A 26,523-nucleotide genomic window follows, 5' to 3' on the forward strand; every position below is an offset into this window, starting at 1 on the left:
ATCCTAACCCTATGACCCAATTAATTATTATTGTAGTTGCCGTTTTTATTGTCTTTGTACTATTCGTTACCTTAGTTTCGCGTTACAAACGCTGTCCTTCAGACAAAATTCTTGTAATTTATGGAAAAACGGGTGGTTCTTCTGCCAAATGTGTTCACGGTGGTGGTGCTTTCATCTGGCCTGTAATTCAAGATTATCAGTATTTGGATTTAAAACCGCTTTCAATTGAAGCCAATTTAACCAATGCTCTTTCCAGACAAAATATTCGTGTGGATGTTCCGTGTCGTTTTACGATTGCGATTTCAACGGAAACAGATAGCATGAATACCGCTGCAGAACGTCTTTTAGGACTTTCGCCGGAGCAAATTCAAGAGTTAGCAAAAGATATACTTTTTGGTCAATTGCGTTTGGTAATTGCAACTATGACAATTGAAGAAATTAATTCAGACCGTGATAAATTTTTGGACAACATTTCTAAAAACGTGGATTCTGAGTTGAAAAAAATCGGTTTAAAATTAATCAACGTTAACGTTACCGATATTAAAGACGAATCCGGATATATTGAAGCATTAGGGAAAGAAGCTGCTGCCAAAGCCATCAACGAAGCTAAAATTTCAGTGGCTGAGCAAGAAAAAATCGGAGAAACCGGTAAAGCAATGGCCGATCGTGAAAAAGACGTACAAATTGCTGAAACCCATAGAGATCGTGATGTGAAAATTGCCATCACCAATAAAGATAAAGAAGTAAGTATTGCCGAGGCGTTTAAAGACGAAAGCATTGGTAAAGCGGAAGCTCAAAGAGATACGCGTGTAGCCACATCCGAAGCCAATGCAATTGCAATTAAAGGAGAAAACGAAGCGAAAATTGCCATTGCACAATCCGATGCAACCCGTCGTGAAAAAGAAGCCGAAGCATTGCGTATTGCCTTAGCTTCAGAAAAAGTGCAACAAGCAAAAGCATTGGAAGAATCCTATGTGGCCGAACAAAAAGCAGAATCTGCTCGTGCCGAAAGAGAACGTTCTACACAAAATGCCAACGTGGTGATTCCGGCAGAAATTGCAAAACAAAAAGCCATTATTGACGCACAAGCCGAAGCCGAAAGAATCAGAGTACAAGCTAAAGGTGAAGCTGATGCAATTTTTGCGAAAATGGAAGCGGAAGCAAAAGGTTTATATGAAATCTTAACCAAACAAGCAGAAGGTTATCGTGAAGTGGTGAATGCTGCCGGTGGCGATCCAACCAAAGCTTTCCAGTTGTTATTAATTGAAAAACTTCCTGAGTTGGTTAAAACACAAGTGGAAGCCGTGAAAAACATCAAAATTGATAAAATTACCGTTTGGGATTCAGGAAACAATGGAGATGGAAACAGATCTACTGCTAATTTTGTTTCAGGAATGATGAAAACCGTGCCGCCGTTGAATGATTTGTTTAACATGGCCGGATTGAACTTACCAACGTATTTAAAAGGTGAAGATAAAGTCGAAAATGTAAAATCTACTGATGTTTCGTTGGATCCTAAACCAAATACAGAGAAATAGTAATTTATTTAGTAACTAATTATAAATCCCAAATTCTAAGCTATGAATTTGGGATTTTTTCTTACTTTTACATAAATCAATAAATTTTAATGGAAATTATAATTCAAACAACCAACCTTAATTTTCAATATTCAAAACATAAAAGCATTATTGAAAACTTATCCATCAATGTTCCTAAAGGAAGTATTTATGGTTTTCTTGGTCCAAATGGTGCAGGAAAGTCAACTACGATGCGACTACTAACAGGAATAATTCCTGATGATAACAATGCAATTAAAATTTTTGGAAAAGGTTTGAATGAGCAAATCCCATCTATTTTTTCCAAGATTGGTGCTTTAGTGGAAAGTCCTGCATTATATCTTCATTTATCGGGTTATAACAACCTTTTGTATATCGCAAAAGTCAAAAACATTAATCCTGACAAAATTGATGAAGTGCTTGAATTGGTTGAGTTGACCTATGCTAAAAATCAAAAAGCAAAACAATATTCACTTGGGATGAAACAACGATTAGCAATTGCAATGGCACTCTTAGGCGAGCCCGAATTGTTGTTTTTAGACGAACCTGTTAATGGACTAGATCCAAATGGAATTGTTGAAATAAGAAAACTTTTAATCAAAATAAATAAAGAAAAAGGCGTAACTATTTTTGTGTCGAGTCATTTGCTAAGTGAAATCGAAAAAATGTGTACACACATTGGTATCATTGCAAAAGGGAAACTAAAATTTGAAGGTACAATGAATCAATTGTCCACAAGTTTTAATACATGTAAAATTGAAATAACGATTGACAATGCTTCAGATTGGCAAAAAAAATTAGATGAAAATGGCGTTAAAACAGAATTAAACGAGGCTAATAAAATTGCTGTTGTCTTGAATTCTAAAGATGAAATTCCAACTTTTATCAAAAAATTAATTGAAGAAGGTGCATTAATTTATGAAGTTAAAATACTTGAAGGATTAGAAGAATGGTTCATGAACTTAATTGAAAATTAACAATGAAAAATAGTATAAATAATTTATTTACTGCCATTCAAGCCGAACACATAAAAAAACGCGGCACAGGCTTGTATTCGCTCAGTTTTATTTTTGGTCTTATTATCCCTTTACTTTATACAATTGTTGTTGTTCTTAATCAAGAGCCGAGCAAACCTATTGCCTTTTCATTTAATATTTTCACAAAACACCTGGATGATATTTTGGATTCATTCACAGTTTTTATTTTTCCATTACTAATCATTCTAATTACAAGTAAAATAGCTCAATTAGACCATAAAAACGGTGGTTGGCAACTGATGGAAACTACACCTTTGCAAAAGACTTCCATTTACCTTTCCAAATTTTGCATTGTTTTAATTGCCAATATTATCGCTATTTCCACTTTCTTATTTTTTAGTGTTATTTCTACTTATCTAATTTATCTGTTTACAAAAGCTCCTGAAGCGGCTGATTTTAGCATACCTTCTACCTATTTATTACACATTTTTATACGATTATTTATTGCAAGTCTTTATCTAACTGCTTTTCAATACTTCTTAGCTGTAAAAATATCAAGTTATATTTGGTCGGTTTTAATCGGTTTTTTTCTGTTGATAGGATTTTTAATTATATCAAATCTAGTTACGATACCGGACTGGTTTCCTTTTGAAATTTTAAATAGAGTTTCAAAGTATCCGGAGGGTAGCCAAGTAGGAAATTGGTTTTTATTTACAGAAAAAAACAGTTTGATTGGTACAGCTTTCTTTTTGTTTTTAGGTTACTATTGGTATAGCTTTAAATCGATTTTCAGAGCATTTTTTAGTACAAAAAAAAGAGTACTACTTTCATTATTTGTTCTTTTAATTACACTATTTTCCTATTTGTTTCTCTCACAAACTCATCAAGTAAAATTAAATGACAAAACAATAATTGCCGGTGAAATTAAAAGTGATATACAATTTGGGAAAGCCTATCTAATTCATCCAATTATTGAAGATACACTTGCCGCTTTAGAAATTAAAAACAATAAATTTCATACTGTTTTAAGCAATAAAATTCCATTGGATAATTATAAAATAATCATTGATAATTCTTTACCAGTAGATTTATTATTTGCTTCGAATGATAGTATTTTTGCTTCCATTGAATTTAAAAATAATGAATTAAAAACGGAATTATTTGGTACACGATTTCCCGAAAACGATTATAAAAAAAGCAACAGTATTAGTTGGAGTTATTTAAGTTATCAAATTAATGAAAATGTCAATTTAGACAACTCAAAGAGAATTCAAGAGGAATTATATGATGAATGGGAAGAAAAGTTCAACGCAGCAAATACCTTTAGAACGGCTGATAATTATACTCCAAAGCAAGATTTTATTGAAAAAGAAAAAAAATTAATTACAGTTGAATATCTTAATCTTCTTAATCAATTTCTTGATAAAAGAAAAGCATTATTTCCAAACGAAAAAACAGTTCTAACGGATGATATTGCCTCTTTGAAGTCAAAAATTTCTTTACAAGATGAGACTTTGATTGGGAACGAAAATTATTTGATCTACTTACTTTATGAACTAACTAAAAATGATGATCGTGATATTGATAAAAATCTGAAAGAAATTGATGCCATTTCAACCTTAGAACCAAGTCAATTCAAAAACAGATTGCTATTTTATTATTTAAAAAATAACATTAAAGAGGCAAATTCTTCTGAAAACAGATTGCAATTAGTTGAAAATTATGCTAATAAAATAACTGATTCAAAACTAAATAAAAGTATTCTTCATCTTTTCAAAACCTATGAAAGATTAGGAAGAGGAAAAATAGCTGATGAAATTTTAGCCACCAATTTAGATTCAAAACCCATTAGTTTAGCAAATTTTAAAGGAAAATATGTGGTAATTGATGTTTGGGCAACTTGGTGTGGTCCATGCTTATTTCAATCGCCATATTTTGAAAAAATGGCCATTAAATATAAAAAAGAAAACATTCAATTTATTGCGTTGAGTACAGATAAAGATATTACAAAATGGTATCTAAGTGCCAAATTAAAATCAAAATCTGTTTTGCAGTTGCATGCCAATGATATGGAAAAACTTAGGAAAGATTATAACATTGAATCAATTCCTAGATTCATATTAATTGATACCGAAGGTAAAATATACAATTCAAGCATGCCATTTCCGACAGAACCGACTTTTGAAATGATTTTGCGAAAAGTATTAAATTTGAAAGAAATGGAATAAATTTAGTGTTAAACGCCGCACAAAAGTCTGTTAAATCAGTTTAACCAAAAGCCAATTACATTTACTTTTATAAAAAAATCATAAAAGATGAAAATAGGTTTCGTTTTACTGATGGCGATTTTTAACACAACTATGATATACGACTTCAACCAAAACTCCTCCCCACGCGATTGGCGAATCATTGACGATGGTGTGATGGGCGGTTTATCGCAAGGGAATTTTTCTATTGATGCGGATGGAAATGGCGTTTTTGCCGGAACCGTTTCATTAGAAAATTATGGTGGTTTTTCCTCCGTTCGATATCAATGTGATAAAGTGAAGGTGACCAAAGACAGTAAAGTTCGCATTCGTTTGAAAGGCGATGGAAAAAACTATCAATTCAGAATCAAAGACAAAGCAACTTCCTATTACTCGTATATCACAACTTTTAAAACTTCCGGCGATTGGGAAACCATTGAAATTAAACTGAGTGAATTGTATCCTTCGTTTAGAGGACAAACCTTGAATTTACCGAATTTTGATAGTGACTCTTTTGAAGAAATCGTCTTTTTAATCGGTAACAAAAAGAACGAATCCTTTCAATTGGTTTTGGATAAAATTGAGTTGGAATAAAATTAATTCCTTTTCGCTTATCTTTACGACTCAATTTCAAACATGAGTCCTACCCTACTTTCATCGCCTTTGCAAGGTTTTACCGATTTCAGATTTCGAAATGCGTTTCATCACTATTTTGGTGGCATCGATACGTTTTATGCTCCTTATATTCGTTTGGATGGAAAATTGGTGATTAAAAATTCCTACCAACGTGATTTGCAGCCCGAAAACAATAAAGTCTCCGAATTGATTCCGCAAGTAATGACCAATGATGCCGATGAGTTTTTGTTTGTCGTAAAATACATTCAAGAGTTGGGTTACAAAGAACTGAACTGGAATTTAGGTTGTCCTTATCCGATGGTCACCAAAAAAGGAATGGGTTCCGGGCTAATTTGCGAACCTCAGCGGATTGACCATATTTTAAACCGCGTTCACAATGAAACCGATGTTATAGTTTCCATGAAAATGCGAATGGGTTACGAACATCCTGAAGAAATTTTAGATGTTTTCCCCATTTTAGATCAATATCCAATCAAAAACATCGCCATTCACGCCCGAATTGGGAAACAATTGTACAACGGCGGTGTGAATTTAGAAGCCTTTCAACGCTGCACCGAAAATACGCGTCACAAACTCTATTACAACGGCGACATTACTTCGGTAGCGAAGTTTAAAGAAATGCAGGAACGTTTCCCGAGTATTGATCATTTCATGATTGGCCGCGGTTTGATTGCCGACCCGTTCTTGCCAAGTATGATTAAAAACAACTCGACAGACTACCCAAGCAACCGCTGGCAAATTTTCAAGGAATTCCACGACACGATTTACCAAGAATACGATGCCGCTCTTTCCGGCCCCACGCCTATCAAAATGAAAATGTTAGGTTTTTGGGAATACTTCTCCACTTCCTTCTCCAACCCACAAAAGACATTGAAAAAGATTAAAAAAGCTCAAAATCCGAGAAGTTATGTGGAAGCGGTGAAGGAGATTTTTGGTGGGGAAAAGTAAATGCTAGATTTTTATTTATATCTGAAAAGAAAAAAGGAATTCATTTAAGAATTACTTTTTACATTTGCATCATGTTACTATATTTAGACATAGATGGAGTGATGGTACCTGCCAACGCATGGCGAAAACCCGAAATTTTAGAAGACGGTTTCCCTGCGTTCAGTTCAAATGCCGTTCGGTCGCTTGATAGAATTATTTCTAGTTCAAGTGCCAATATTGTATTGACTACTTCTCACAAATACAAATACACGTTGAAAGAATGGAACAACATTTTTAAGCGAAGAAATATCAACGTAAATAAAATCACGCGACTTCCAAAGAATCCGAATCATTTGAATCGAAAAGAAGAACTTTTGCAATGGTTTAACACGAAAAATGTGGATGAAAAATTCATTATCATCGACGACGATAAATCATTGAACGGATTGCCAGACTTTTTAAAAAGTAAATTAATCCAAACAAGCGGCTCGGTAGGTTTAACAGAAAGTCTAGCCGATGAAGCTTTAGATAAAATTAAAATGTATTAAAATTCTACTTTCACAATATGAAAAGTTAATTGGAGATTATTTCAATTAACTTTTTTTGTTGGTTGAAAATGCTAGGTTTTTGGGAATACTTTTCCACTTCCTTCTCCAACCCACAAAAGACGTTGAAAAAGATTAAAAAAGCTCAAAATCCGAGAAGTTATGTGGAAGCGGTGAAGGAGATTTTTGGTGGGGAGAGGTGATTATACGATTAGTTAGTAATTATTTTTTTACTAGTACTTATATTTATTTTTCCTTAAATTATATTTGAAGAATAAATAAAATTTTAAATATACAATATCAATAACACCTAAATTTTGTTCAAGGTGAAATAAAAAAGTTCAATTATAAAATGGTTTCAAATACTAGAATAAACAAAATAGGAGAAAATATTTCTGCTCGAGGAGGAAAAATAACCCCAGAAGAGTTAGACGAATTACAAGAGTTTAGAATTTCATTTTCTAAACCATTAGTTAATGTTTTTAATATAACCCGAGAATTAGCGGATAAAGTTCATCAATCAAGTATTTTGGCCTTTAGGTTAAAAAGAATAGATACTATAATTAATAAACTTGGTCGAGAAAAAGAAATGGATTTAAGTAGAATGGGAGATATTGGCGGAATTCGATGCATCTTTTATAATGAAGCTGAGGTATATAAAGCAAAATCTCTTATTGAAAACTATTTTGAATTAGGCGGAAAAACTAGAGACTATGTTAATGAAATTAAGAGAGACATAGGTTATAAGAGTATTCATATGTATGTGAAAGATCCTATATCAAAAAAAAGAATTGAAATTCAATTACGAACAAGAAATCATCACAATTGGGCTACACTTATTGAAATAACTGATTTAATATATGATTTAAGATTAAAAGAACTAGGATTTGAATCAAATAAAAAATTTGGACAATTTCATGCTTTAATGTCTAGCGATAAAGAACTGACTAAAAATGAAGCAGAATTAATTTATGAAGTTTTAGATAAATATAATTTTATTTCAGTACTTAGTGAAACTTTTCGTAAAAATAATGCGGAAGTAAAAAAAAGATGGTCAAGTGAAAATAAAAAAAATTCTTTCTTTTTAATTGAGGCATCAAAATCTGAGATTCCTATTTTAAAATCATTTAAAACTTTTGAAGAAGCTGAAAATGCATACTTTGAAAAGTACAAAGAGAATAGCTCAGCAGAAATTGTTTTAACATCAATTAAAAAACCAAATTTCAAACAAATAAGTGTTGCATATGCTAATTACATTTTATCATATCATACATTTATGAGTGATATTCGTCCAATTCTTCAAGTTCTTGCAATTGAAGCATTAGAAGATAAAAAGCTAAATAAATTTGAAAAAATATTTAAAACATATGAGGATTTAATTGCAAACTTAATTTTAGAGGTAATATCTGAAACTGCCGATCTTTTTTTTAATCGACTTGATAGAAATAAAGTATTTATAATAGGCAGAACAAATAAAATGAACAAATTACAAGAAAGAGAAATAATAAAAAAAATTGATCTAAAAATTAAAGAATTTCAGAAGACACATCTTGAATTCGTAGGTGAATTAGAACAAAATATTCCAAGTAGTTTCTTCAAAAAGAGAAGAGTTGAAAAATTCTTAAAAAAACACAATGAAAGAATAACAAATATAATGTTAAGCAAAGAAGTAAAGTTTGAAAGTATAATTAAATAGTATACTTAATCAAAAAAAGCATGAAGATAATTAAAAAAGCTCAGAATCGGAGAAGTTATGTGGAAGCGGTGAAGGAGATTTTTGGTGGGGAGAGGTAGGTTTTTGACTATATTTGATGGTATAAATAATTGTAAACTTTACATGTCTAGTAAAATATTCTAGGTTTGGTATTTTGTTCAATTCTTATATTAATTTTAAAAATTACGAAGTAGTAAACTGCTATTAAAAAATAAATATAAATTTTATGGGATTTTTTGATTTTTTAAAAAAGAAAGAATTTAATGAGATTCAATCTTTGAAAGATAAACTTAAAGAGCTTTCTCCAATTACTGATATTAATTTGGAATTAGAAACTAAAAAAAAGGAATTAGAAAATTTCTGTAATAGTAAAATTTCGCAATTGAATCAAGATATTGAATATAAAACTCAAGAAATAAATAAACTTGAAGTATCTATTAATGAACTTAACTCAAAATATAAATCTTCGTTAGAAACATATTTAAAATTAATTAAAGATTTAAGTTTATTTGAAGATAAAGGAAATCAAATTGAATACGGTCTTTATCAACCTGTTTATAATTTTGATTATTCAATAGAATATTTGACAAATAAAAATCTTGTAATTGCTTCTCAACTTCAACTTGCAATTTCTGAAAAGGCTGAGACAATTAGCAGAACAACATCTGCCCTTGAAATGTCTTTACAAAAAACCATATATTATGCTGATATTGAATTAGCTAAATCTAGAATTCTTTCATTAATGCATTTAGCTTTTAATAATGGAGCTTCAAATATAATTTCAAGAGCAAAATGGAACAATGTAAATCAACTTTCTAAACAAATAAAAAAGTTATACAAACAAATAAACGATTTAGGTCAAGGAAATTCATTTTCAGTCACTTTTAATAGTGAATATGAAATTTTAAAACAAAAAGAATTAAGTTTAGAACATGAATATCAACTAAAAAAACAAAAAGAAAAAGAAGAAGAACGAGCAAATAAGGAACTTCTACGAGAAGAAGAAAAAGCACGAAGAGAATATGAAAAAGCACAAAAAGAGGCCGAAATTGAGGAGATAAATTATCAAAAATCAATCGATAAAATCAAACAGCGTATAGATAATACAGAAGGTGATGAACATAAAAAATTAGTTGCTCAAATTGAAGAATTAGAAATTAAGTTATTAGAAGCTATTCAGAAAAAAGAACGAGCAATTTCAATGGCTCAACAAACAAAAAGAGGTCATGTTTACATCATTTCTAATTTAGGAGCATTCGGAGAAAATGTATATAAAATAGGTATGACGCGAAGACTTGAACCTCTTGAAAGAGTTTACGAATTAGGAAATGCTTCCGTACCATTTCATTTTGATATTCACGCAATGATTTATTCCGAAGATGCACCAAATCTAGAAAACGAACTGCATAAAGCATTTAGTACAAAAAAAATAAATATGTTGAATCATCGAAAAGAATTTTTTAAAATACATATTGATGAAATAGAAAGTAAAATAAAAGAATTAGGCATTGAAGTAAAGTTAAATAAGAACACTGATGCAATTCAATATAGAGAAACTTTAGCACTAATTGATACTATTATTTCTAAAGAAACTTCAAAATCAATTGAAGAGATTATTAATGAGAATTATCCCGAAAACCTATTAGATTAAATTTCGATGAATGAATAAGTAAATAATTTAAAAAAAGTAAATAAAAACAACAATTGACTATATTTGATAATCTGAAATAAATCTACTAAACAAGAAACTTAATTAACTGATACATTAGAGGTCAAAGTATATTTTAAAAATTTTATCAATAAATTTATGAAATTTTCACAATGGTTTAAAGACCAAATAATCAAACGAGAAACTAATAAATTACGTAAGGAGCTTAAACTTGCGATAGATAAAAACATTAATGATGATCAATATAGCATAGATAATTTTACTAAAATATATGAAGATTTCAAAAAACATAATTATTCAAAACATGATAGTTTTCTAAATTTATGCATATTTTCAGATGTAGTCTCCATTGACCTAACTATACTTGTAGAAAAGTATAGATTTGCTGAAAGAAAACAAGAAAAAAAACTATTTGCTAGAGTAATGTCTATAGTGATTTTAGACTTTCTAGATAATACTGCAGTTCTGATTGGTAGTAATTGTTTAGCAGAGTTAAAGCGTAATAATATGCTTGAACTTATGGATGAATTCAAATTAATGCATAAAAAATTTTCTACTTTTAAAAAAGATAATGAACGTTTATTACGTGAAATCAGAAATAATACAATTGCTCACAAAACTAAAGATGCTCTGCTGTTAAGTAAACAAATTAATGACTTGAATGAAGATGAAATTTATCAGTTTGGATTACAATTCAAAATTTATATTCAAGAATTTGTAATTCTTTCTACTAAAGTTATAAATTATATATCTGAATACATGAGCGAAGGCAGAAAAATATAATTTTTTCAAAAATACCCAGTTCACCCCAGCTCCTCCAGGCTCACCTAAGTCTACTTTTATAGCACACTGCTCTGCAAACCTTAGTCCTACAGCTGATTAGAACGCAAAAAAAACTTTAAAACTAACTTCAAATAAGCAATAAAAATTGTATTTTTGACATATGCGTGTTAAAATGCAAATAGAACAAAGTTTTATAATTGATAAACTAACCGATTCAATATTGAATACTATTTCTGGAGATAGTTTTCAAACTGAAGTTAGTAGATTGACATCAATTGATTTAAAAAATATTACAAAGAAAAATAATTGGAATTTTGATTGGAAATCAGAATTTATAGATATACAAAAAGAAGTATATAAATTGACAATAGTTAATAATTCAAAAATTATTCAAGGTTTATTGAGTGTAACTATTGAACAAGATTATATTTATATAAATCTTCTTGAAAGTGCTCCTTTTAATATCGGAAAAAATAAACTTTATGAAGGCGTTGCAGGAAATTTAGTTGCTTTTGCTTGTAAAGTTTTTTTTCAAAAAGGTTATGATGGATTTGTTGCATTTACTGCAAAAACAAACTTAATCAAGCATTATGAAGAAAGTTTAGGTGCAATTCATTTTAAAAACCAAAGAATGATTATAGAACCCGAGGCTTCAAAGAAATTAGTGAAAAAATATTTTAAATCCTAAAAAATGAGTTTAATAAAAGAACCTAAAGGTATTGACTTTATTATTCAAAGTCCTCCTTTAACAGAAAAAGAAAGAATTGAAATTAGTGAATTTATTGCTTCACGTAAAGCAAAAAAAAATGTTGTGAAAAAAATTCCTAAAACTAAAGTTATAATGAAGAAATAAAAGCCGATTGCAAAACTGCCAAAATCTCTGCTCCCTTAAATCTACTTTGATAGCAAACTGCTCTGCGTCTCTGACTTCGCAGCAAATCATCTTTTCAAATTATATTAATACGCTGAAAATACATCAATAATTTAGAAGAAACTGTCAAACCCCAATTACTGGCCGCTTTTATTTTTCACTTTAAACTTTTCAAACTTATCCCCATTTTGTTTGTAAACGCCATCATTATCTGTTCCTAACCAAAGAATACCCTTTTTGTCTTGGTAGATTGAAACTAGTAAAACATCTTCTATTTCACTATTGATTTCAAACTTTGATAGTGTTTTTCCATCATATTTCCAGACACCACCGCTATAGGTTGCCATCCATAAATTTCCTTTATTATCTGATAATCCGGAATTGAAATAGTGAGGATGGTCTTTTTCAATTCCTTTTAATTTTTTATACGCTGATCCGCTTGCTTCGATTTTATATTTGCTTTTAAAATTGCTCAACCAAAAATACCCATCTTTGTCTTGAATTATTGAACGAACTGCTGGAACTCTTCCATCCGGAAGTGTGGAAAGTTCTTTTTCATCAAACCACAAAAACGATTTTCCATCGTATCGGAAAGCACCAGCTATAAACGTTCCAAACCAAATGTTTCCGTCTTTGTCTTTATTTACACCATAAACGGAATAAGGATTATAACGATTAAAAGGGCTGATTAACGTGTCAATTCCAAACGCTTTTTTTAAATCTTGTCGTGGTAATTTTAATTCGTAAAGTGAATCACCATCATAACGGTACAAATCGTTTGCATCGTAGAAACCAAACCACAAGTCATTCGGTTCAAGTTTCCATTGGTTATCAGACGATCTTATTACTTTTAAAGTGGTAAATTTCCTTCCGTCAAACTTGCTTATGCCTTTGTGTGTTTCGATGTAAATAGTTCCGTCCACATCTTCTTGAATATCACGTATTGAATCGTTCACTAATCCGTCTACAGTTGTAAATTGTTTCAGCTCGTTTCCGTTTAAATAATAGATACCTTTTCCATCACTTCCAAACCAGTACTTTCCTTTTGAGTCTTGAAATATTCTCCAAATTTTAGTATGAAGTTCAGAAGCTGATTTACCGATTTCTAATGTTTCTGCTTTAGTCTGTTTTTGTTCAGATTTCTTTTCATCAGCAGAAATCGGCTTTGGAATTGACTTTTTAGGAGTTTCCGTTTTAATTTCACAATTAGCAATTAAGTTGTTGTTAAACTGAGTAAAGCTAAACACCATTCCGCCAACTAATACCAACATTAAGATAAATATAGAAATGATTTTTTTCATATTACTGATTGATTTAATGCATATCTAAAACCACTGAAAACTAATAACTAATAACTGAAAACTGTGACTGAAAACTGTGACTGTCAACTGCCAACTCCTAACACCCATCCATCTTCACACTCAACTTTCCATCCACATACGAAAGAATAAATGGTATTTTCTCTAACGTACAACGTGGCTCAATTGTAAATTGAATATGTCCGGATACTTCAAAATTTTCTTTGGTTAGTACTTTTAACGATTGTTTGTAATGGGTGTTTTGGCGAACCCATTTTACAAAACCTTCGTTTTCATCCACTTTTGATAAAGGGTTTTCGATTATTGCTCCATAAGTTTGTACATGTTGCGGTTCAGTAAGTACAATCGTAAATTTTCCTGTAAAAGAACCGGGTTCTGTAGGCGAAACAAAATAGCTATGCTGCTTTAAATTCATTTGAATGGAAAGTAAATGTTCTTTATCGCTTTGTTTGTCAACGCGAACGATAGCGGTGTAAAGCGGATCTTCCCGAACTAAATCGTCGCTAAAATGAGTTGGACCAACATATACGCTGTCAACCGCTTTGGTGTTTTGAGCCATGTCTTGTGAGTTTACCTCCGCACAATTATAATTGAACGAAAGAAGGAGTAATCCGAAAAAGAAACTGTTGTTCATGATTGATGATTTTAAAGATTTTTAATTAAAATTGATTTTATAATTACCGTTACCACGGTCCATTTCTAGTAACATTCACAAAGGCATTATTTTCAAAACGATACGCTCCTTTAAAACCTACAAACCAGAGTCGCTGTTGTCGGTCTTGGTAGATTTGAAATGGGAAAGGTGAAAAATGACCTTCTTGCTTTTGTTGGTCTTGGTTAACTTCAAAGGGCAATACTGTATGATCGCTTATTTTAATTTTAGCTTCAATTTTCTGAAATGTTTTGCCATCATAATTATAGATATCATGCTTATTCGCAGTAAACCAAATCGTACCGATATTATCTTCAAAAATGCAGCCTACTCCTACATCCTTACCTAATAATTTTTCAGTGATGCTTTTAAACGAAGTCCCATCGTAGAGAAAAAGTCCGTTTACGGTGGAAATCCAAAACGTCCCATCTGCTCTTTCAATAATTTGATTTACAAAATTGGAAAGCAATTGGTCTTTCGCGGAGACGTTTGTCAATGTCTTTCCGTCAAACCTATACGCACCTCCATTGGTTGCAAACCACATATTTCCTTTGCTGTCCTCGGTAATGTCGTGTATCATTTTAGAAGTACTAACGCCAAAGTTTGGATTTACTTTTCCTTCCGGAATTTCAAACGGTGTAAATGCTTTGCCATCAAAAGTAAATACACCTTGAGTAGTTCCAACCCAAAGCGTTCCTTTTGAGTCCATTAGCATGCTCCAAAGTCCGCCAGTTGTCAGGATATCTTTTTCATGATAATTGGTAAAATACGTTCCGTCATATTTCGCAATTCCACCGCTATAACCAATCCAAATCGCACCAGCTTTGTCTTCGAGTATAACATGTACCGTTACTCCCTGACCGGTACGATTTTTAAGATCAAAATAAACAAGTCCATTTTTATCTTTTCTACAAAGACCGTCTTGTGTTCCAAACCAAAAATTTCCCTTACTGTCTTGAAAAACAGTTCGAACTACGCCACTAAGTTGGTTACCTTGGTAGTCTTGGTCATGTACGCTCACTCTAAACTCGGGCAAAGTTTCTGCTTTTACACTTATACTATCGGCATGTATCTTCGTTTGTTCCGGTATAAATTTTAATAGTGTAGCGTTTTTTTCAATTTGCCCGGCACACGATGTCATACCAAACGAATAGAGTAATGAAAGACAAATTGCTTTTGTTTTAAAAATAGTTAGTTGAATGTGTTTCATTTTTTATTTTTATTATTATGGTATGTGTGTAAGATAAAATTCATCTATCCGAACAAACTTGATGTAAAACTAGTCCAATCAATTCATTGAAATGCAAAAAAAATGTAAAAGAAGTGTCAACAGTTTTAAAAAATCACAAAATTGTTTGTTATTTGCATCACTTATGAATCAACGAAAAATTTATTTTTACGGTAGTGTTTGCTTAGCAATTTTATCAATTGTCATGCTTTTAACTTCCGATAAAAAAGACGAAACCTTTTCTGAATTAGTCAAAATAGCTTTGCGAGATGTAGGCAATAAACTTTTGTTAACCAATCAAGACAGCACATCGCTGATATTGCCGGTTCAAAAAGTAGAAGAATCAAAATTTCAACTTTCCTTTGAGAAAGAGCTGACTATTTTTCCGGATACTTTGGTAAAAGTTGTGCAAGAAAGTTTTCAAAAAGCCAACCTTCCCTCACATTATCAACTGGAAGTGAAACAATGTAAAGATTTGGAAGTGGCGTATAGTTTTCTAAAAAATGCCGGCGTTGAAAAAGATATTATTCCTTGTGGCGGACGAAACATGCCACAAAAATGCTATACAATTGAAGTACGCTTTTTAGAAAAAACAGCAACTTCCAGTTTTAATACTATTTGGATAGTGCTTTTGTCATTAAGTATAATAGCTGCTTTTATCTTCTTTCCAAAAAGAAAAAAAACAAAACAACCTCATTCCACAATCGAAGATGGAATTCCGTTGGGCAAATTTCAGTTTTATCCTGAAGAAAGCAAATTACTATTGGCCTCAAATGAAATCAGTCTTTCCAAAAAAGAAGTGGAATTGCTTTCGCTATTTATAGAAAATCCCAACAAAATCATCAAACGAGAAGAGCTTTCCAAAAAAGTATGGGAAGATCACGGTGTTTTTGTGGGAAGAAGTTTGGATACATACATTTCCAAATTACGTAAAAAATTGAGTGATGATGAAAGTATTAAACTAACAAATGTGCACGGGATTGGGTATGTTTTGGAGGTGAAAGAATAACTTTTAATTGGAACACGGATTAAACGGATTGCTTCGCAAACGCAGATTTTACGGATTTTGATAGCTTCGCTGTAAAAGGATAAAAGCGGATTAATATTACTAATTTAGTAGTGTTTTCAACATCTCGTCTCCCCTCTCCTTTGGAGAGGGGGCGGGGGTGAGGATAAAAACCTACCTCGTAAACACCAACCGATTCCCTTTGCTCAAATTAGCATCAAACGAATAGCCTTCATAATTGAATCCTTTCAAATCGTCAATAGTTTCGGCATTGGTATCAATGATATATCGCACCATCATGCCTCTCGCTTTTTTAGCAAAAAAACTAATCATTTTTAATTTTCCGTCTTTGTAGTCTTTAAATTCGGGTGTGATGACGGGAACTTTTAAGGCTTTCACATCTATCGCATCAAAATATTCATTGCTGGCTAAATTGATAAAAAGTTCGTCTTTTTGCAATTCGCTGTTCAATTGCTTGGTGATTTTCGCTTTCCAAAACTCGTATAAGTTTTTGCTTTTTCCTATCGGAAATTTTGTTCCCATTTCCAATCGATACGGCTGCATTAAATCTAACGGTTTCAACAAACCATATAATCCGGAAAGAATGCGAAGTTTGTCTTGCAAAACTTCAACTTTTTCGGTTGGTAAAGTGTGAATATCCAAACCAATATACACATCACCATTAAACGCATAAATCGCTTGACGTGAGTTTTCAGAATTAAAATTATCCAAATCGCGTTCTTGGTTGCGTTGCCAGTTCAAATCGGCCAATTTATCTGAGATGTCCATCAATTCCATCAATTGCTTTGGCTTTTGCTTTTTTAATTGATTATTGATTTGCTGAGCTTCTTTCAAGAAACAAAACTGAGTAGCCTTATCTACTGGAATTGGTGATTCATAATCCAATGATTTAGCGGGTGATATAACGATTTTCATGGTTTTTATTTTGTTTTCTCGTAAAGACGCAGAGACGCCAAGTAATGGCTCGCTTTTTTGCATCTTCGCATCTTTACGTCTTTGCGAGAAAATGATGAGTTCAAAAATACAAATTGATTCCTAAAAATCACATACGTAAAAATGGAAAGTATTGATTTGATTATCAACGAAAGTTATATCGTTTATTTTGACACTTGAACGAAAAAAATAGGGTTTACTATTTTGCTTTTCTACATTTGAATGTAAAAAGTCTAAAAATGAGAAGATTGCTACTTAAATTAGTTGTGCTTTTTTTACCTTTCATCAGTCTGGGACAAACCCATTTTGAAGAACAGTCTACTGCTTTTGTTTCCCACAATGAGTTAAAAGGAAATGTAATTTTACACCATAGTGAAAAAATCAGAGAAGCCAAAAATGTTGGAATGCATTTTCAATCGTTTACGGTTCAACCCTTACAAGCTGAGTTTTCAGATGAAGTCAAATCGTTAGAAATAGAACGTATTGAATTGAAAGATAATCACTGCTTAATTCAGTTTAATGCAGCCGGTTTTTGTGGTTATTCCTATTTGGGAGAAATTCAAATTATTGGAAACACACTGAATTTGATATATCAAGGTTATGGCTCCTCCACGCTTGGAAATTGTCGATATACCTTTCAATATGAAGTGAAAAAAGAGCTAAATGAAGCCATGCTCAATTTAAAATACATTATGATTAACGGCAATCCGGAAACCAAAAAAGAATTAGGCAAAAAATTTGTGAATTAATTCCACCACCAAATCAAATTGTTCTTTCTTGGTCAACGTAGAATTATCAATTTCAATCGCATCCTCGGCTTTTACTAACGGTGAGTCTTCACGGTGAGTGTCAATATAATCGCGTTCTTCAACATTTTGAAGCACTTCTTCGTACGTGACCAATTGCCCTTTTTCTGCCAATTCATCAAAACGGCGTTTCGCTCTTGTGTGAGAACTCGCAGTCATGAACAACTTCAATTCTGCATCCGGAAAAACGACTGTTCCAATATCCCGACCGTCCATCACAATACCTTTGTTTTTTCCCATGGTTTGTTGTTGCTCAACCAATTTAGCTCTGACTTCAGAGATTTCGGCAATTTTGCTTACCAAACGAGAAACGTCAATGGTGCGAATTTCATTTTCCACATTTACATCATTCAAAAACATTTCAGCAAAACCCAATTCGGCATTAAACTCAAAATGAAGTTTGATTTCCGGTAGTTTATTTAGTAAAGCTTCTTTGTCTAAAAAATCCTCCGAAACCAAATTATGTTGCATGGCAAAATAAGTTACGGCACGGTACATCGCACCCGTATCTACATAAACATAACCTAAATGGTTGGCTAATTGCTTGGCTAATGTACTTTTTCCTGTAGAAGAAAATCCGTCGATGGCAATGGTAATGTTGTTCATTTTCTGAGATGCTGAGTCGCTAAGTTTCTGAGTGGCTAAGATACGTTCTTTTCAAAAATCAATAGCAATGACAAATACAAAAATCAATAGCAATTGCAAAAATCAAAAATTCTCAACATTTTAAACTCTTAAACCCTTAAACTTTTAAACTAATTTGGGTGTGCCCCTCCGCAAGCTACGGGTCGGGCTATCCGCTACAAGTCCTCGTTCGTCGTGCCTCCTCTCTGTGGGCTTTCCGCTACTATCCCTCACACGATTCAGTGCAACAAAGTAGTAAAAAAAAATAATCTGCCCGAAATGTAAAAATAGAACGCAGATTTAACGGATTTGCTCTGCAAAACGCTGATTTTCGCTGATTTTAATAGCTTCTTATTAACCCGAAACTCGTAACCCACAACCCGCAACCAGTATTACTGCAAATTAATCATCAACCCAAACAAACTTGTATTAGCCGCCACAGTATACCTGGAGTAAGAATAATCAAAACGTACTTTATTAAAACGAAGACTAAATCCGGCAGAAATTCCGGAGAAATGGCGTTGGTCTACAATTCGCAATTCTTCACTTCTCCTAAAATTATAACCTATACGAAGGTTAAATGCTCTTCCGGGAAATAATTCGGCTCCCAAAATTACGTGACGAAGTGCATTGTTAAAAAAAGAAACTTTTTCTTCCTGTTGACCTCCGTCTAAGTTACCTTCCGCACGGGCCGGATTGGAAAAAGCAATATTCCATTGTTGTAAATTTTCTAACGTAATATGCCAACGAATCGGAACATTTTCAACTTCTTGAGAAATTCCGGCTAAGATTTCCAACGGTAATTTTTCTTGCGTTCCGGCATAGGTTGTAAACTGAGTTCCAATATTTCGGATGACTAATGCAAAATTGATATCATTTCGTTCATCAATATATAACGCACCAATATCCAACGCTCCGCCAAAGGAATTATAACTTTCTAATGTGGAGGTGATTAATTTAGCATTTGCTCCAATGTAAAAATCGGTGAAAGGTAAATTATAAGAATAACCAAAAGACAAAGCGGCCTCACTACCTGAAAAATCGGCTGTTCGTGTTCCGTTTTCATCATAACCTTCAAAAGTTCCGTAGTTTACATAACTTACACCGGCATGAAAGGTTTGCACATGGCGGTCGTATGTATACGCGTAAGCCGCTGTACCGTAAGTAATTTCGCCAAAATAATTTCCGTAATTAACAGAAAGGTGATTATCCATTTCGTTGTTAATGCTGGCAGGATTAAAGATTCCGGCATTCACGTCATAATCAAAGTGTGTAATCACTTTTCCACCCAATGCTGCTTGCCTAGGCGATGTGACTAAGTTTAAAAACTGATACACAGATTGTCCACCAATTTGGCTGTAGCTCACAGAACAAAAAAGAACAATGGAAAGACGTAAAAAGTTTTTAAACATTATAAACGGAACTCAGTTAGCTTAATGATAACGGTAATGCGAAGATATTATTTTTTGCTCAGTAAATTTATCTTAAAATAAAAATTAGCCCATAAAAAAGTTGGTGCTTTTTTTGAACACCAACTTTTAAAAATTACTTAATTATTTAAAGCGTTTTAGCATTTTTGACTTTCTGATTGGTAATGGCGAGTGCAATTACTTCACTCATTTCTCTCACATAATGAAAGGTTAAACCATCTAAATAATCCGCTTTGATTTCATCAATATCGTGCTTGTTGTCGGCACATAAAATGATTTCTTTGATGTTGGCTCTTTTAGCAGCCAAGATTTTTTCTTTGATTCCGCCCACGGGAAGTACTTTTCCTCGCAAGGTAATTTCACCGGTCATCGCCAAATTCTTTTTCACTCTTTTTTGCGTTAAAACAGACACTAACGAGGTTAGCATGGCGATTCCTGCACTCGGTCCGTCTTTTGGGGTGGCTCCTTCCGGAACGTGAATATGGATATTATAATTTTGAAGAGTTTCTTGATTAACGCCTAGTAATTCTGCATTCGATTTAATGTACTCCATAGCAATCGTAGCCGATTCTTTCATTACCGTGCCTAAATTTCCGGTTAAGGTAAGCGTTCCTTTTCCTTTGGAAATCAATGATTCAATAAATAAAATATCTCCACCAACGCTTGTCCATGCCAAACCTGTCACTACACCGGCCACTTCATTTCCTTCTGATTTATCTCTTTCCAGACGTGGTGCTCCTAAGCTTTTGATGATGTCCTCATCTGTTACTTTTACATTATACTCCTCTTCCATTGCAACTGATTTGGCTGCATTTCGAATCACTTGTGCAATTTTTTGTTCTAAAGCTCTAACACCGGATTCTCTCGTATATCCTTCAATTATTTTTTCTAATTGACGTTTTCCGATAGTTAAATGTTTAGACGTTAAACCATGCTCTTTTAATTGTTTTGGAAATAAATGTTGACGAGCAATTTCTACTTTTTCTTCAATGGTATAGCCTGTCATTTTGATGACTTCCATCCTATCTTTCAAAGCAGGTTGAATAGTTGTCATAGTGTTGGATGTGGCAATAAACATGACTTTCGACAAATCAAATCCCATTTCAAGGAAATTGTCGTAGAATTCTTTGTTTTGCTCAGGATCAAGCACCTCCAACAAAGCGGATGAAGGGTCACCGGAATGACTAACAGACAGTTTATCAATTTCATCTAACACAAAAACCGGATTGGAAGTTCCTGCTTTTTTTAAACTTTGCAAAATTCTTCCCGGCATAGCTCCTATGTAGGTTTTTCTGTGTCCACGAATTTCGGCTTCATCACGTAAACCGCCTAAAGACATACGAACATATTCTCTACCTAACGCTTTAGCAATAGATTTTCCAATGGATGTTTTTCCAACTCCAGGAGGACCGGTTAAACAAATGATTGGCGATTTCATGTCATTTCGCAATTTCAGAACTGCTAAATGCTCGATGATTCGCTTTTTGACATCTTCCAGTCCAAAATGATCTTTATCTAATATTTTTTGAGCTCTTTTTAAATCGAAAATATCTTTAGAAAAATTATTCCACGGTAATTCAAGAAAAAGTTCTAAATAGTTGCGAAGTATTCCAAAATCAGGTGATTGCGGATTGGTTCGTTGCAGTTTTGAAATTTCTTTTTCAAAGTGTTTTTCTACTTTTTCGTCCCATTTTTTACCTTTCGCTTTTGCACGCATTTCATCAATTTCCTGATCATAGGAAACGCCACCCAATTCTTCTTGAATAGTTTTCATCTGTTGATGTAAAAAATATTCACGTTGTTGCTGGTCTAGATCAACACGAACTTTTGATTGAATATCATTCTTTAATTCCAACTTTTGTAATTCGGTGTTCATGTACCGCAAAGTTGAAAGTGCTCTTTCTTTCAAAATATTCATCGAAAGCAAATCTTGTTTCTCTTTTACATCTAAATTCATATTAGAGGAAACAAAATTGATTAAAAAAGATTGGCTCTCAATGTTTTTGATAGCGAAAGTAGCTTCTGTTGGAATGTTTGGACTTTCCTTTATAATTTTTATTGCAATTTCCTTGACAGAATCAATAATAGCTCCAAATTCTGTGTCTGTTACACTCGGTCTTTTTTCAGGAACTTCTTTAATCAAGGCGTTGATATAAGGCTCTTCAGAAATTATTTTACTGATTTGAAAACGTTTTTTACCCTGTAAAATAACAGTAACATTTCCATCAGGCATTTTTAAGACCCGAAGAATTTGAGCTACGGTTCCTATTTGATGAATATCCTCTCTTTTAGGATCTTCGATATCTTCGTCTTTTTGTGCGACTACACCAATTACTTTTCCAGCAGCATTGGCATCATTTATCAGTTTAATGGATTTATCTCTTCCCGCTGTAATTGGAATTACAACACCGGGAAATAAAACGGTATTTCTGAGTGGCAATATAGCAAGTGAATTGGGCAATTCTTCATTGGCCATTTCTTCTTCATCCTCGGGTGTAAGAAGCGGAATTAAATCGGCTTCGGTATCGAAATCATGAAGTGACATTTTGTCAAGAGTTATGATATTGTGGTTTGACATATAGTAAATAGGGTCAATTTGTCATTAATAATTTTCTAATAAAAGATATCAAATATAATTCATCTTATTGATAATGAGTTATAAAAACTTACAAAAACGATGAAATGCATTTTCTTTACTTTAAATAGTCAAAATACATGCCATAAAAAAACCGTCTAATAGAAATTAAACGGTTTTAAATATTTATTGTAAATAGATTAATTTATTGTATAAGATACTAATTCACTGGTTGTATTAGTGCCTTGAATAATATTTTGATATTTAATTACACCAATATCTTTAGCGAACCAATAGTAATTTGTGTTCACTTGACCTTGGGTATTTTGAATTACTTCCACTTTGATAACATTTTCAAAAGTTGTTGAACCAACTTCAAGAGTATCATCTCTTTCAAGGACTTTTCCAGTAATATTTACCGCAGTTGTAATTGGCGGAACACCGGTTATAGTTGTCGTTTGTGTTAAATTTTGCGTCCATGTTTCATTGACTTCTAAAAAATCTTTTAAAACAATAATTTCTAATGGAGAAACAGAAATTTCAGGAGATCCGTCTACAGAAGGTATGTTTACAGCTACTAAATAATAATAAACACCATTTTCCTTTCTAGTAGCTATAATTCCTTCAAATTCATCACCTGCCGTAGAAACACCAAATAAATTGTCATAGGTGTAATATGTTTTCCCATTATATTGTTCCGTTCCAATAATTTTCATTGGTGGTTGATCAACTCCCGATTGAGAAAAAATCCACTGATTATTAATTGTCATGGGCCAATAGTCGCCAGTTGAAACACCGCCACCGTTGTTACCACCGCCGCCGTTGTTACCTCCACCACCGTTATTTCCACCACCATTGCTTGGAATCTGTATAGCGGGATCAACCGGCTCAAATTCATCAGAACATGAAGATGAAAATGCTATAAAAAATAAGAAAAGATAAACAAGAAACGATTGCTTTTTCATAGGTTAAGAAAATTAAATTTTTCAAATATAAAAATTGTTTAGTAGGAATAGATAGGTTTTAATAAATTATTTTTACAAAACTGTAACATTTCAAAAAACTGTCTGTCATTATATCAAATCAAAGTCAGAAGATTGAGTTTAGCTAACGAAAATATTGAGCAACTGATTTCGCTCTGCAAGCAAAATAACCAAAAAGCACAATTAGAAGTGTATAATCGCTATTGCAAAGCGATGTATAACGTGGCTCTTCGCATTGTGAAAGATGAACATTTTGCCGAAGATGTGATGCAAGAAGCTTTTTTGAAAGCGTTTCATAAACTCGAAACATTCAAAGGTGAGGTCGCTTTTGGAGCTTGGCTAAAACGAATTGTGATTAATTACAGCATTGATTTTTATAAAAAAAATAGCTTTTTCAATCATGATGATTTTGAAGCTAAAGCTTATAAAATTGAAGATGAAGTTGAAAATGATAACATTGATTACACAAATGTAAAAGTTCAAGAAGTTCTAAATGCCATGCAAAAACTGAAAGAAAGTTATCGGATGATTTTGACATTGGTTTTAATTGAAGGCTATGATTTAGAGGAAGTTTGTGAAATCATTAACATCAGTTATGCCAACTGTAGAACAACTTTAAGCAGAGCAAAAGAAAGTTTACGAATGCAATTAGCATTAAAATAAAAGACTATGAAAGAGAAAAAAGATTCAATTGAAACATTGTTTAGTCAATTTGAAAATCAGTGGGATACCGAAACACCACGGTTAGGTCATTCCGAACGGTTTTTGAAGAAACTTAACGCAGAACCGGTTCAAACCAAAAAGAAAAATTTGATGCCGCTATCGTTGGCTGCTTCGCTCCTATTGATTGCCGGAATTATCAGTTTTTATCAACTTAAAAATGACAATACGCCAACTAATCAATGGCAGAATGCATCGGCACAGACCAAAGAAACCCACGATTACTTTGCTTCTGTAGTTGAAAAAGAGTTGACCGATTTAAAATCAAAACAAACGCCGGAAACGGAACAAATTATCACCGATGCTCTCACACAAATGAACGTATTTGAACAAGATTATCAAAAAATCATCAACGAATTACAAAAAAACGGCGACACCAAACAATTGCTTCATGCCATGATATTAAATTTTCAAACGCGAATTTCATTCTTGGAAGAAGTCATCAAAAAAATTGAAATCATTACTCATCAAAAAAACATAGAAAATGAAAAATCTATATAGTTTTATACTAATTTGTTTTGTAGCTCTTTCCGGATTTGCCACCGAACATAACGGAAAATACACCAAACAAAAAAACGCTAAAAAAACAGTTATCGTTAATTCAGATGCTACTGTTGATATTGACAACAAATACGGAAATGTATTTGTAACTACTTGGGACGAAGATAAAATTGAAATTGATGTGGTCATCACAGTGAGTGGTGATAGTGAAAGTTGGGTGGATAAAAAATTAGCTTCCATTTCAATTGAATTTGGTGGAACAAAAAGTCTTTATTCAGCTAAAACTATATTTGGAAGTGTAAGCAGCTCCGGCAGAAGAACCAGTATGGAAGTGAATTATACAGTGAAAATTCCGAAAAACGGAAACGTGAAAATTGAAAACCAGTATGGTAACATTGTTACACATGATTTAAATGGAAGCAGTGACATCCTCTGTAAATACGGGAAAATTTCGTTGGGAAAATTGAATAATTCTTCCAATACTATTAAAATTGATTACTGTACAAAGTCAACCATCGAAAGTTTGAAAAATGCCGTAATCAATGCAAAATACTCCGGATTAACTATCGGTTCCTTTTCCAATTTAGATTTAAATACGAGCTACACCGATGTGACTGTATTGAATGGCAATAATTTAAAATACGACAGTAATTACGGAAAAATTGCCATGGGAAAAGTAAATAATGTTGAAGGAAGTGGAAATTACCTCACCATTAAAATTGATGAAATTGAAAACAATTTGAAGTTAACAACCAATTACAGCAATTTTTCATTGAACGGCATTTCAGCAAAAGCCAGTAATATATCCATTGCAGCGGGTTACACTAATATTAAAGTGAATCACAGTGTCAATTATCATTTTGACTTTGACGTTTCAACTAAATACGCCAATTTTAATAGTGAAGCTCCTTTGGAATATACTGCGAGAGTAGAAACACATTCGTCCAAATCATACAAAGGTTATTACAAAAAAAGCGGAGCCAATAAAATGACAATTTCATCAAATTATGGCAATGTAAACTTAAATTTATCTAATTAATTAATCAATCAAAAATCATCAAAATGAAAAAAGTAATCACATTAGTAACTTTACTAACTGTCTCACTCATTTCAGCACAATGGGGACAAGAAAAAATCAAAGGAAACGGTACTGTAATTTCTAAAAACGTCACAACAGCTGACTACGATGCCATCGGTGTTGCCGGAGCTTTTCATGTTACATTAATAGAGGGAAATGAAGGTAAAATTACCCTTAAAGGGGAAGAAAATCTTCTGGAATATGTTATCATTGAAACAGATGGTTCTGATCTTAAAATAAAAACTGAAAAAGGATATAGTCTCAATCCGTCCAAAGGAAAAAAAATAGAAATTATTGTTCCTGTAAAAGATATTTCGGCTGTTAGCTTAGCCGGTTCAGGCGATATTGTAGCGGATTTTACAATTAAATCTACTAATTTTAAAGTATCCTTAGCAGGTTCCGGTGATATCACTCTACCCCTTGATTCCGATACTATTGAAGCTAGTTTATCGGGTTCCGGTGACATAAAATTGAGTGGAAAAACCGCAAACTTAGAGGCCAGTGTTGCCGGTTCGGGTGACATCGAAGCCTTTGAATTAACAACACAAAACAGCAAGGTAAATGTTTCTGGTTCAGGAAATATTTCAACAAACTGCTCAGAATTTATTGAAGCCAGAGTAGCCGGTTCAGGGGATATTGAATACAAAGGAAATCCAAAAAAAATCGACACGAAAGTGGCCGGTTCCGGGAAAATTAAGATGATTTAAATTTATCATTTTTAAG

The 26,523-nt window shown here is 32.7% G+C and carries 25 protein-coding genes; 17 read left to right on the forward strand and 8 right to left on the reverse strand.

What is annotated here, in order from left to right:
• Positions 1-11 precede the first annotated feature (11 nt).
• The 11 genes from ACIQ0M_RS07035 (at position 12) to ACIQ0M_RS07085 (ending at position 11,906) form a co-directional block, all read left to right on the forward strand.
• Entirely contained in the window at positions 12-1,538 is a 1,527-nt protein-coding gene (locus ACIQ0M_RS07035) for a flotillin family protein (RefSeq protein ID WP_396151131.1), read from the forward strand.
• A gap of 89 nt (positions 1,539-1,627) precedes the next feature.
• Positions 1,628-2,533 (forward strand): ABC transporter ATP-binding protein, encoded by a 906-nt coding sequence (locus ACIQ0M_RS07040; protein WP_396151133.1) that lies wholly within the window; start codon positions 1,628-1,630, stop codon positions 2,531-2,533.
• Positions 2,534-2,535: 2 nt separating this feature from the next.
• Positions 2,536-4,761, forward strand: coding sequence for a redoxin family protein (locus ACIQ0M_RS07045; protein ID WP_396151135.1), 2,226 nt, complete (start codon positions 2,536-2,538; stop codon positions 4,759-4,761).
• Positions 4,762-4,848: 87 nt separating this feature from the next.
• Positions 4,849-5,373 (forward strand): CIA30 family protein, encoded by a 525-nt coding sequence (locus tag ACIQ0M_RS07050; RefSeq protein ID WP_396151138.1) that lies wholly within the window; start codon positions 4,849-4,851, stop codon positions 5,371-5,373.
• Positions 5,374-5,415: 42 nt separating this feature from the next.
• A complete protein-coding gene (locus ACIQ0M_RS07055; RefSeq protein WP_396151141.1) occupies positions 5,416-6,363 on the forward strand; it encodes a tRNA dihydrouridine synthase in 948 nt (315 codons plus the stop codon).
• A 71-nt stretch (positions 6,364-6,434) separates the two neighbouring features.
• A complete protein-coding gene (locus ACIQ0M_RS07060; protein ID WP_396151142.1) occupies positions 6,435-6,890 on the forward strand; it encodes an HAD domain-containing protein in 456 nt (151 codons plus the stop codon).
• A 349-nt stretch (positions 6,891-7,239) separates the two neighbouring features.
• A complete protein-coding gene (locus ACIQ0M_RS07065; protein ID WP_396151144.1) occupies positions 7,240-8,583 on the forward strand; it encodes a RelA/SpoT domain-containing protein in 1,344 nt (447 codons plus the stop codon).
• A 244-nt stretch (positions 8,584-8,827) separates the two neighbouring features.
• Positions 8,828-10,252, forward strand: coding sequence for a DUF4041 domain-containing protein (locus ACIQ0M_RS07070; RefSeq protein ID WP_396151146.1), 1,425 nt, complete (start codon positions 8,828-8,830; stop codon positions 10,250-10,252).
• Between the two features lie 156 nt (positions 10,253-10,408).
• Complete coding sequence (locus ACIQ0M_RS07075; protein ID WP_396151148.1) at positions 10,409-11,053, forward strand: hypothetical protein; 645 nt, start codon at positions 10,409-10,411, stop codon at positions 11,051-11,053.
• Positions 11,054-11,213: 160 nt separating this feature from the next.
• Positions 11,214-11,741: a hypothetical protein gene (locus tag ACIQ0M_RS07080; RefSeq protein WP_396151150.1), complete on the forward strand. Its 528-nt coding sequence runs from the start codon at positions 11,214-11,216 to the stop codon at positions 11,739-11,741.
• Between the two features lie 3 nt (positions 11,742-11,744).
• Positions 11,745-11,906: a hypothetical protein gene (locus ACIQ0M_RS07085; RefSeq protein WP_396151152.1), complete on the forward strand. Its 162-nt coding sequence runs from the start codon at positions 11,745-11,747 to the stop codon at positions 11,904-11,906.
• Positions 11,907-12,061: 155 nt separating this feature from the next.
• Here ACIQ0M_RS07085 and ACIQ0M_RS07090 read toward each other — a convergent pair whose 3' ends face one another.
• The 3 genes from ACIQ0M_RS07090 to ACIQ0M_RS07100 all read right to left on the reverse strand — a co-directional run bounded on the left by ACIQ0M_RS07090 (position 12,062) and on the right by ACIQ0M_RS07100 (position 15,105).
• Positions 12,062-13,225, reverse strand: coding sequence for a two-component regulator propeller domain-containing protein (locus ACIQ0M_RS07090; protein ID WP_396151153.1), 1,164 nt, complete (start codon positions 13,223-13,225; stop codon positions 12,062-12,064).
• Between the two features lie 97 nt (positions 13,226-13,322).
• A complete protein-coding gene (locus ACIQ0M_RS07095; RefSeq protein ID WP_396151154.1) occupies positions 13,323-13,877 on the reverse strand; it encodes a hypothetical protein in 555 nt (184 codons plus the stop codon).
• Positions 13,878-13,926: 49 nt separating this feature from the next.
• On the reverse strand, positions 13,927-15,105 hold the full coding sequence (locus ACIQ0M_RS07100) for a two-component regulator propeller domain-containing protein (RefSeq protein WP_396151155.1): 1,179 nt from the start codon (positions 15,103-15,105) through the stop codon (positions 13,927-13,929).
• A gap of 163 nt (positions 15,106-15,268) precedes the next feature.
• On the opposite strand from ACIQ0M_RS07100, the gene ACIQ0M_RS07105 reads away from it, so the two are divergent.
• Entirely contained in the window at positions 15,269-16,132 is an 864-nt protein-coding gene (locus ACIQ0M_RS07105; protein ID WP_396151156.1) for a winged helix-turn-helix domain-containing protein, read from the forward strand.
• A gap of 171 nt (positions 16,133-16,303) precedes the next feature.
• Here the strand turns inward: ACIQ0M_RS07105 and yaaA are convergent, their stop codons facing one another.
• Entirely contained in the window at positions 16,304-17,065 is a 762-nt protein-coding gene (yaaA, locus tag ACIQ0M_RS07110; RefSeq protein WP_396151157.1) for a peroxide stress protein YaaA, read from the reverse strand.
• Between the two features lie 257 nt (positions 17,066-17,322).
• Between yaaA and ACIQ0M_RS07115 the strand changes: the two genes are divergently transcribed.
• The gene (locus tag ACIQ0M_RS07115; protein ID WP_396151158.1) at positions 17,323-17,832 is read left to right on the forward strand and encodes a hypothetical protein; all 510 of its coding nucleotides are present in this window, start codon (positions 17,323-17,325) and stop codon (positions 17,830-17,832) included.
• On the opposite strand, the gene cmk is transcribed toward ACIQ0M_RS07115, so the two are convergent.
• The 4 genes from cmk to ACIQ0M_RS07135 form a co-directional block, all read right to left on the reverse strand.
• Positions 17,809-18,495 carry a (d)CMP kinase gene (cmk, locus tag ACIQ0M_RS07120; protein ID WP_396151159.1) on the reverse strand — a complete coding sequence of 229 codons (687 nt, stop codon included), beginning with the start codon at positions 18,493-18,495 and terminating at the stop codon, positions 17,809-17,811. The genes ACIQ0M_RS07115 and cmk overlap by 24 nt on opposite strands.
• 410 nt (positions 18,496-18,905) lie before the next feature.
• A complete protein-coding gene (gene porQ / locus ACIQ0M_RS07125; protein WP_396151160.1) occupies positions 18,906-19,925 on the reverse strand; it encodes a type IX secretion system protein PorQ in 1,020 nt (339 codons plus the stop codon).
• Between the two features lie 145 nt (positions 19,926-20,070).
• Positions 20,071-22,521, reverse strand: coding sequence for an endopeptidase La (gene lon, locus ACIQ0M_RS07130; RefSeq protein ID WP_396151162.1), 2,451 nt, complete (start codon positions 22,519-22,521; stop codon positions 20,071-20,073).
• A 197-nt stretch (positions 22,522-22,718) separates the two neighbouring features.
• Positions 22,719-23,483 carry a hypothetical protein gene (locus tag ACIQ0M_RS07135; protein WP_396151163.1) on the reverse strand — a complete coding sequence of 255 codons (765 nt, stop codon included), beginning with the start codon at positions 23,481-23,483 and terminating at the stop codon, positions 22,719-22,721.
• Between the two features lie 132 nt (positions 23,484-23,615).
• Between ACIQ0M_RS07135 and ACIQ0M_RS07140 the strand changes: the two genes are divergently transcribed.
• Genes ACIQ0M_RS07140 through ACIQ0M_RS07155 form a run of 4 tightly spaced genes read left to right on the forward strand, consistent with a single transcriptional unit; the run spans position 23,616 to position 26,507 of the window.
• The gene (locus tag ACIQ0M_RS07140; RefSeq protein WP_396151164.1) at positions 23,616-24,164 is read left to right on the forward strand and encodes an RNA polymerase sigma factor; all 549 of its coding nucleotides are present in this window, start codon (positions 23,616-23,618) and stop codon (positions 24,162-24,164) included.
• A 6-nt stretch (positions 24,165-24,170) separates the two neighbouring features.
• On the forward strand, positions 24,171-24,722 hold the full coding sequence (locus tag ACIQ0M_RS07145) for an anti-sigma factor (protein WP_396151165.1): 552 nt from the start codon (positions 24,171-24,173) through the stop codon (positions 24,720-24,722).
• The gene (locus ACIQ0M_RS07150) at positions 24,706-25,761 is read left to right on the forward strand and encodes a hypothetical protein (protein ID WP_396151167.1); all 1,056 of its coding nucleotides are present in this window, start codon (positions 24,706-24,708) and stop codon (positions 25,759-25,761) included. Before ACIQ0M_RS07145 ends, ACIQ0M_RS07150 begins: the two co-directional genes overlap by 17 nt.
• A 23-nt stretch (positions 25,762-25,784) precedes the next feature.
• Positions 25,785-26,507 (forward strand): head GIN domain-containing protein, encoded by a 723-nt coding sequence (locus ACIQ0M_RS07155; RefSeq protein WP_396151169.1) that lies wholly within the window; start codon positions 25,785-25,787, stop codon positions 26,505-26,507.
• The last annotated feature ends 16 nt before the right edge of the window (positions 26,508-26,523 follow it).

The organism is Flavobacterium sp., assembly GCF_044339515.1.
Lineage (GTDB): Bacteria > Bacteroidota > Bacteroidia > Flavobacteriales > Flavobacteriaceae > Flavobacterium.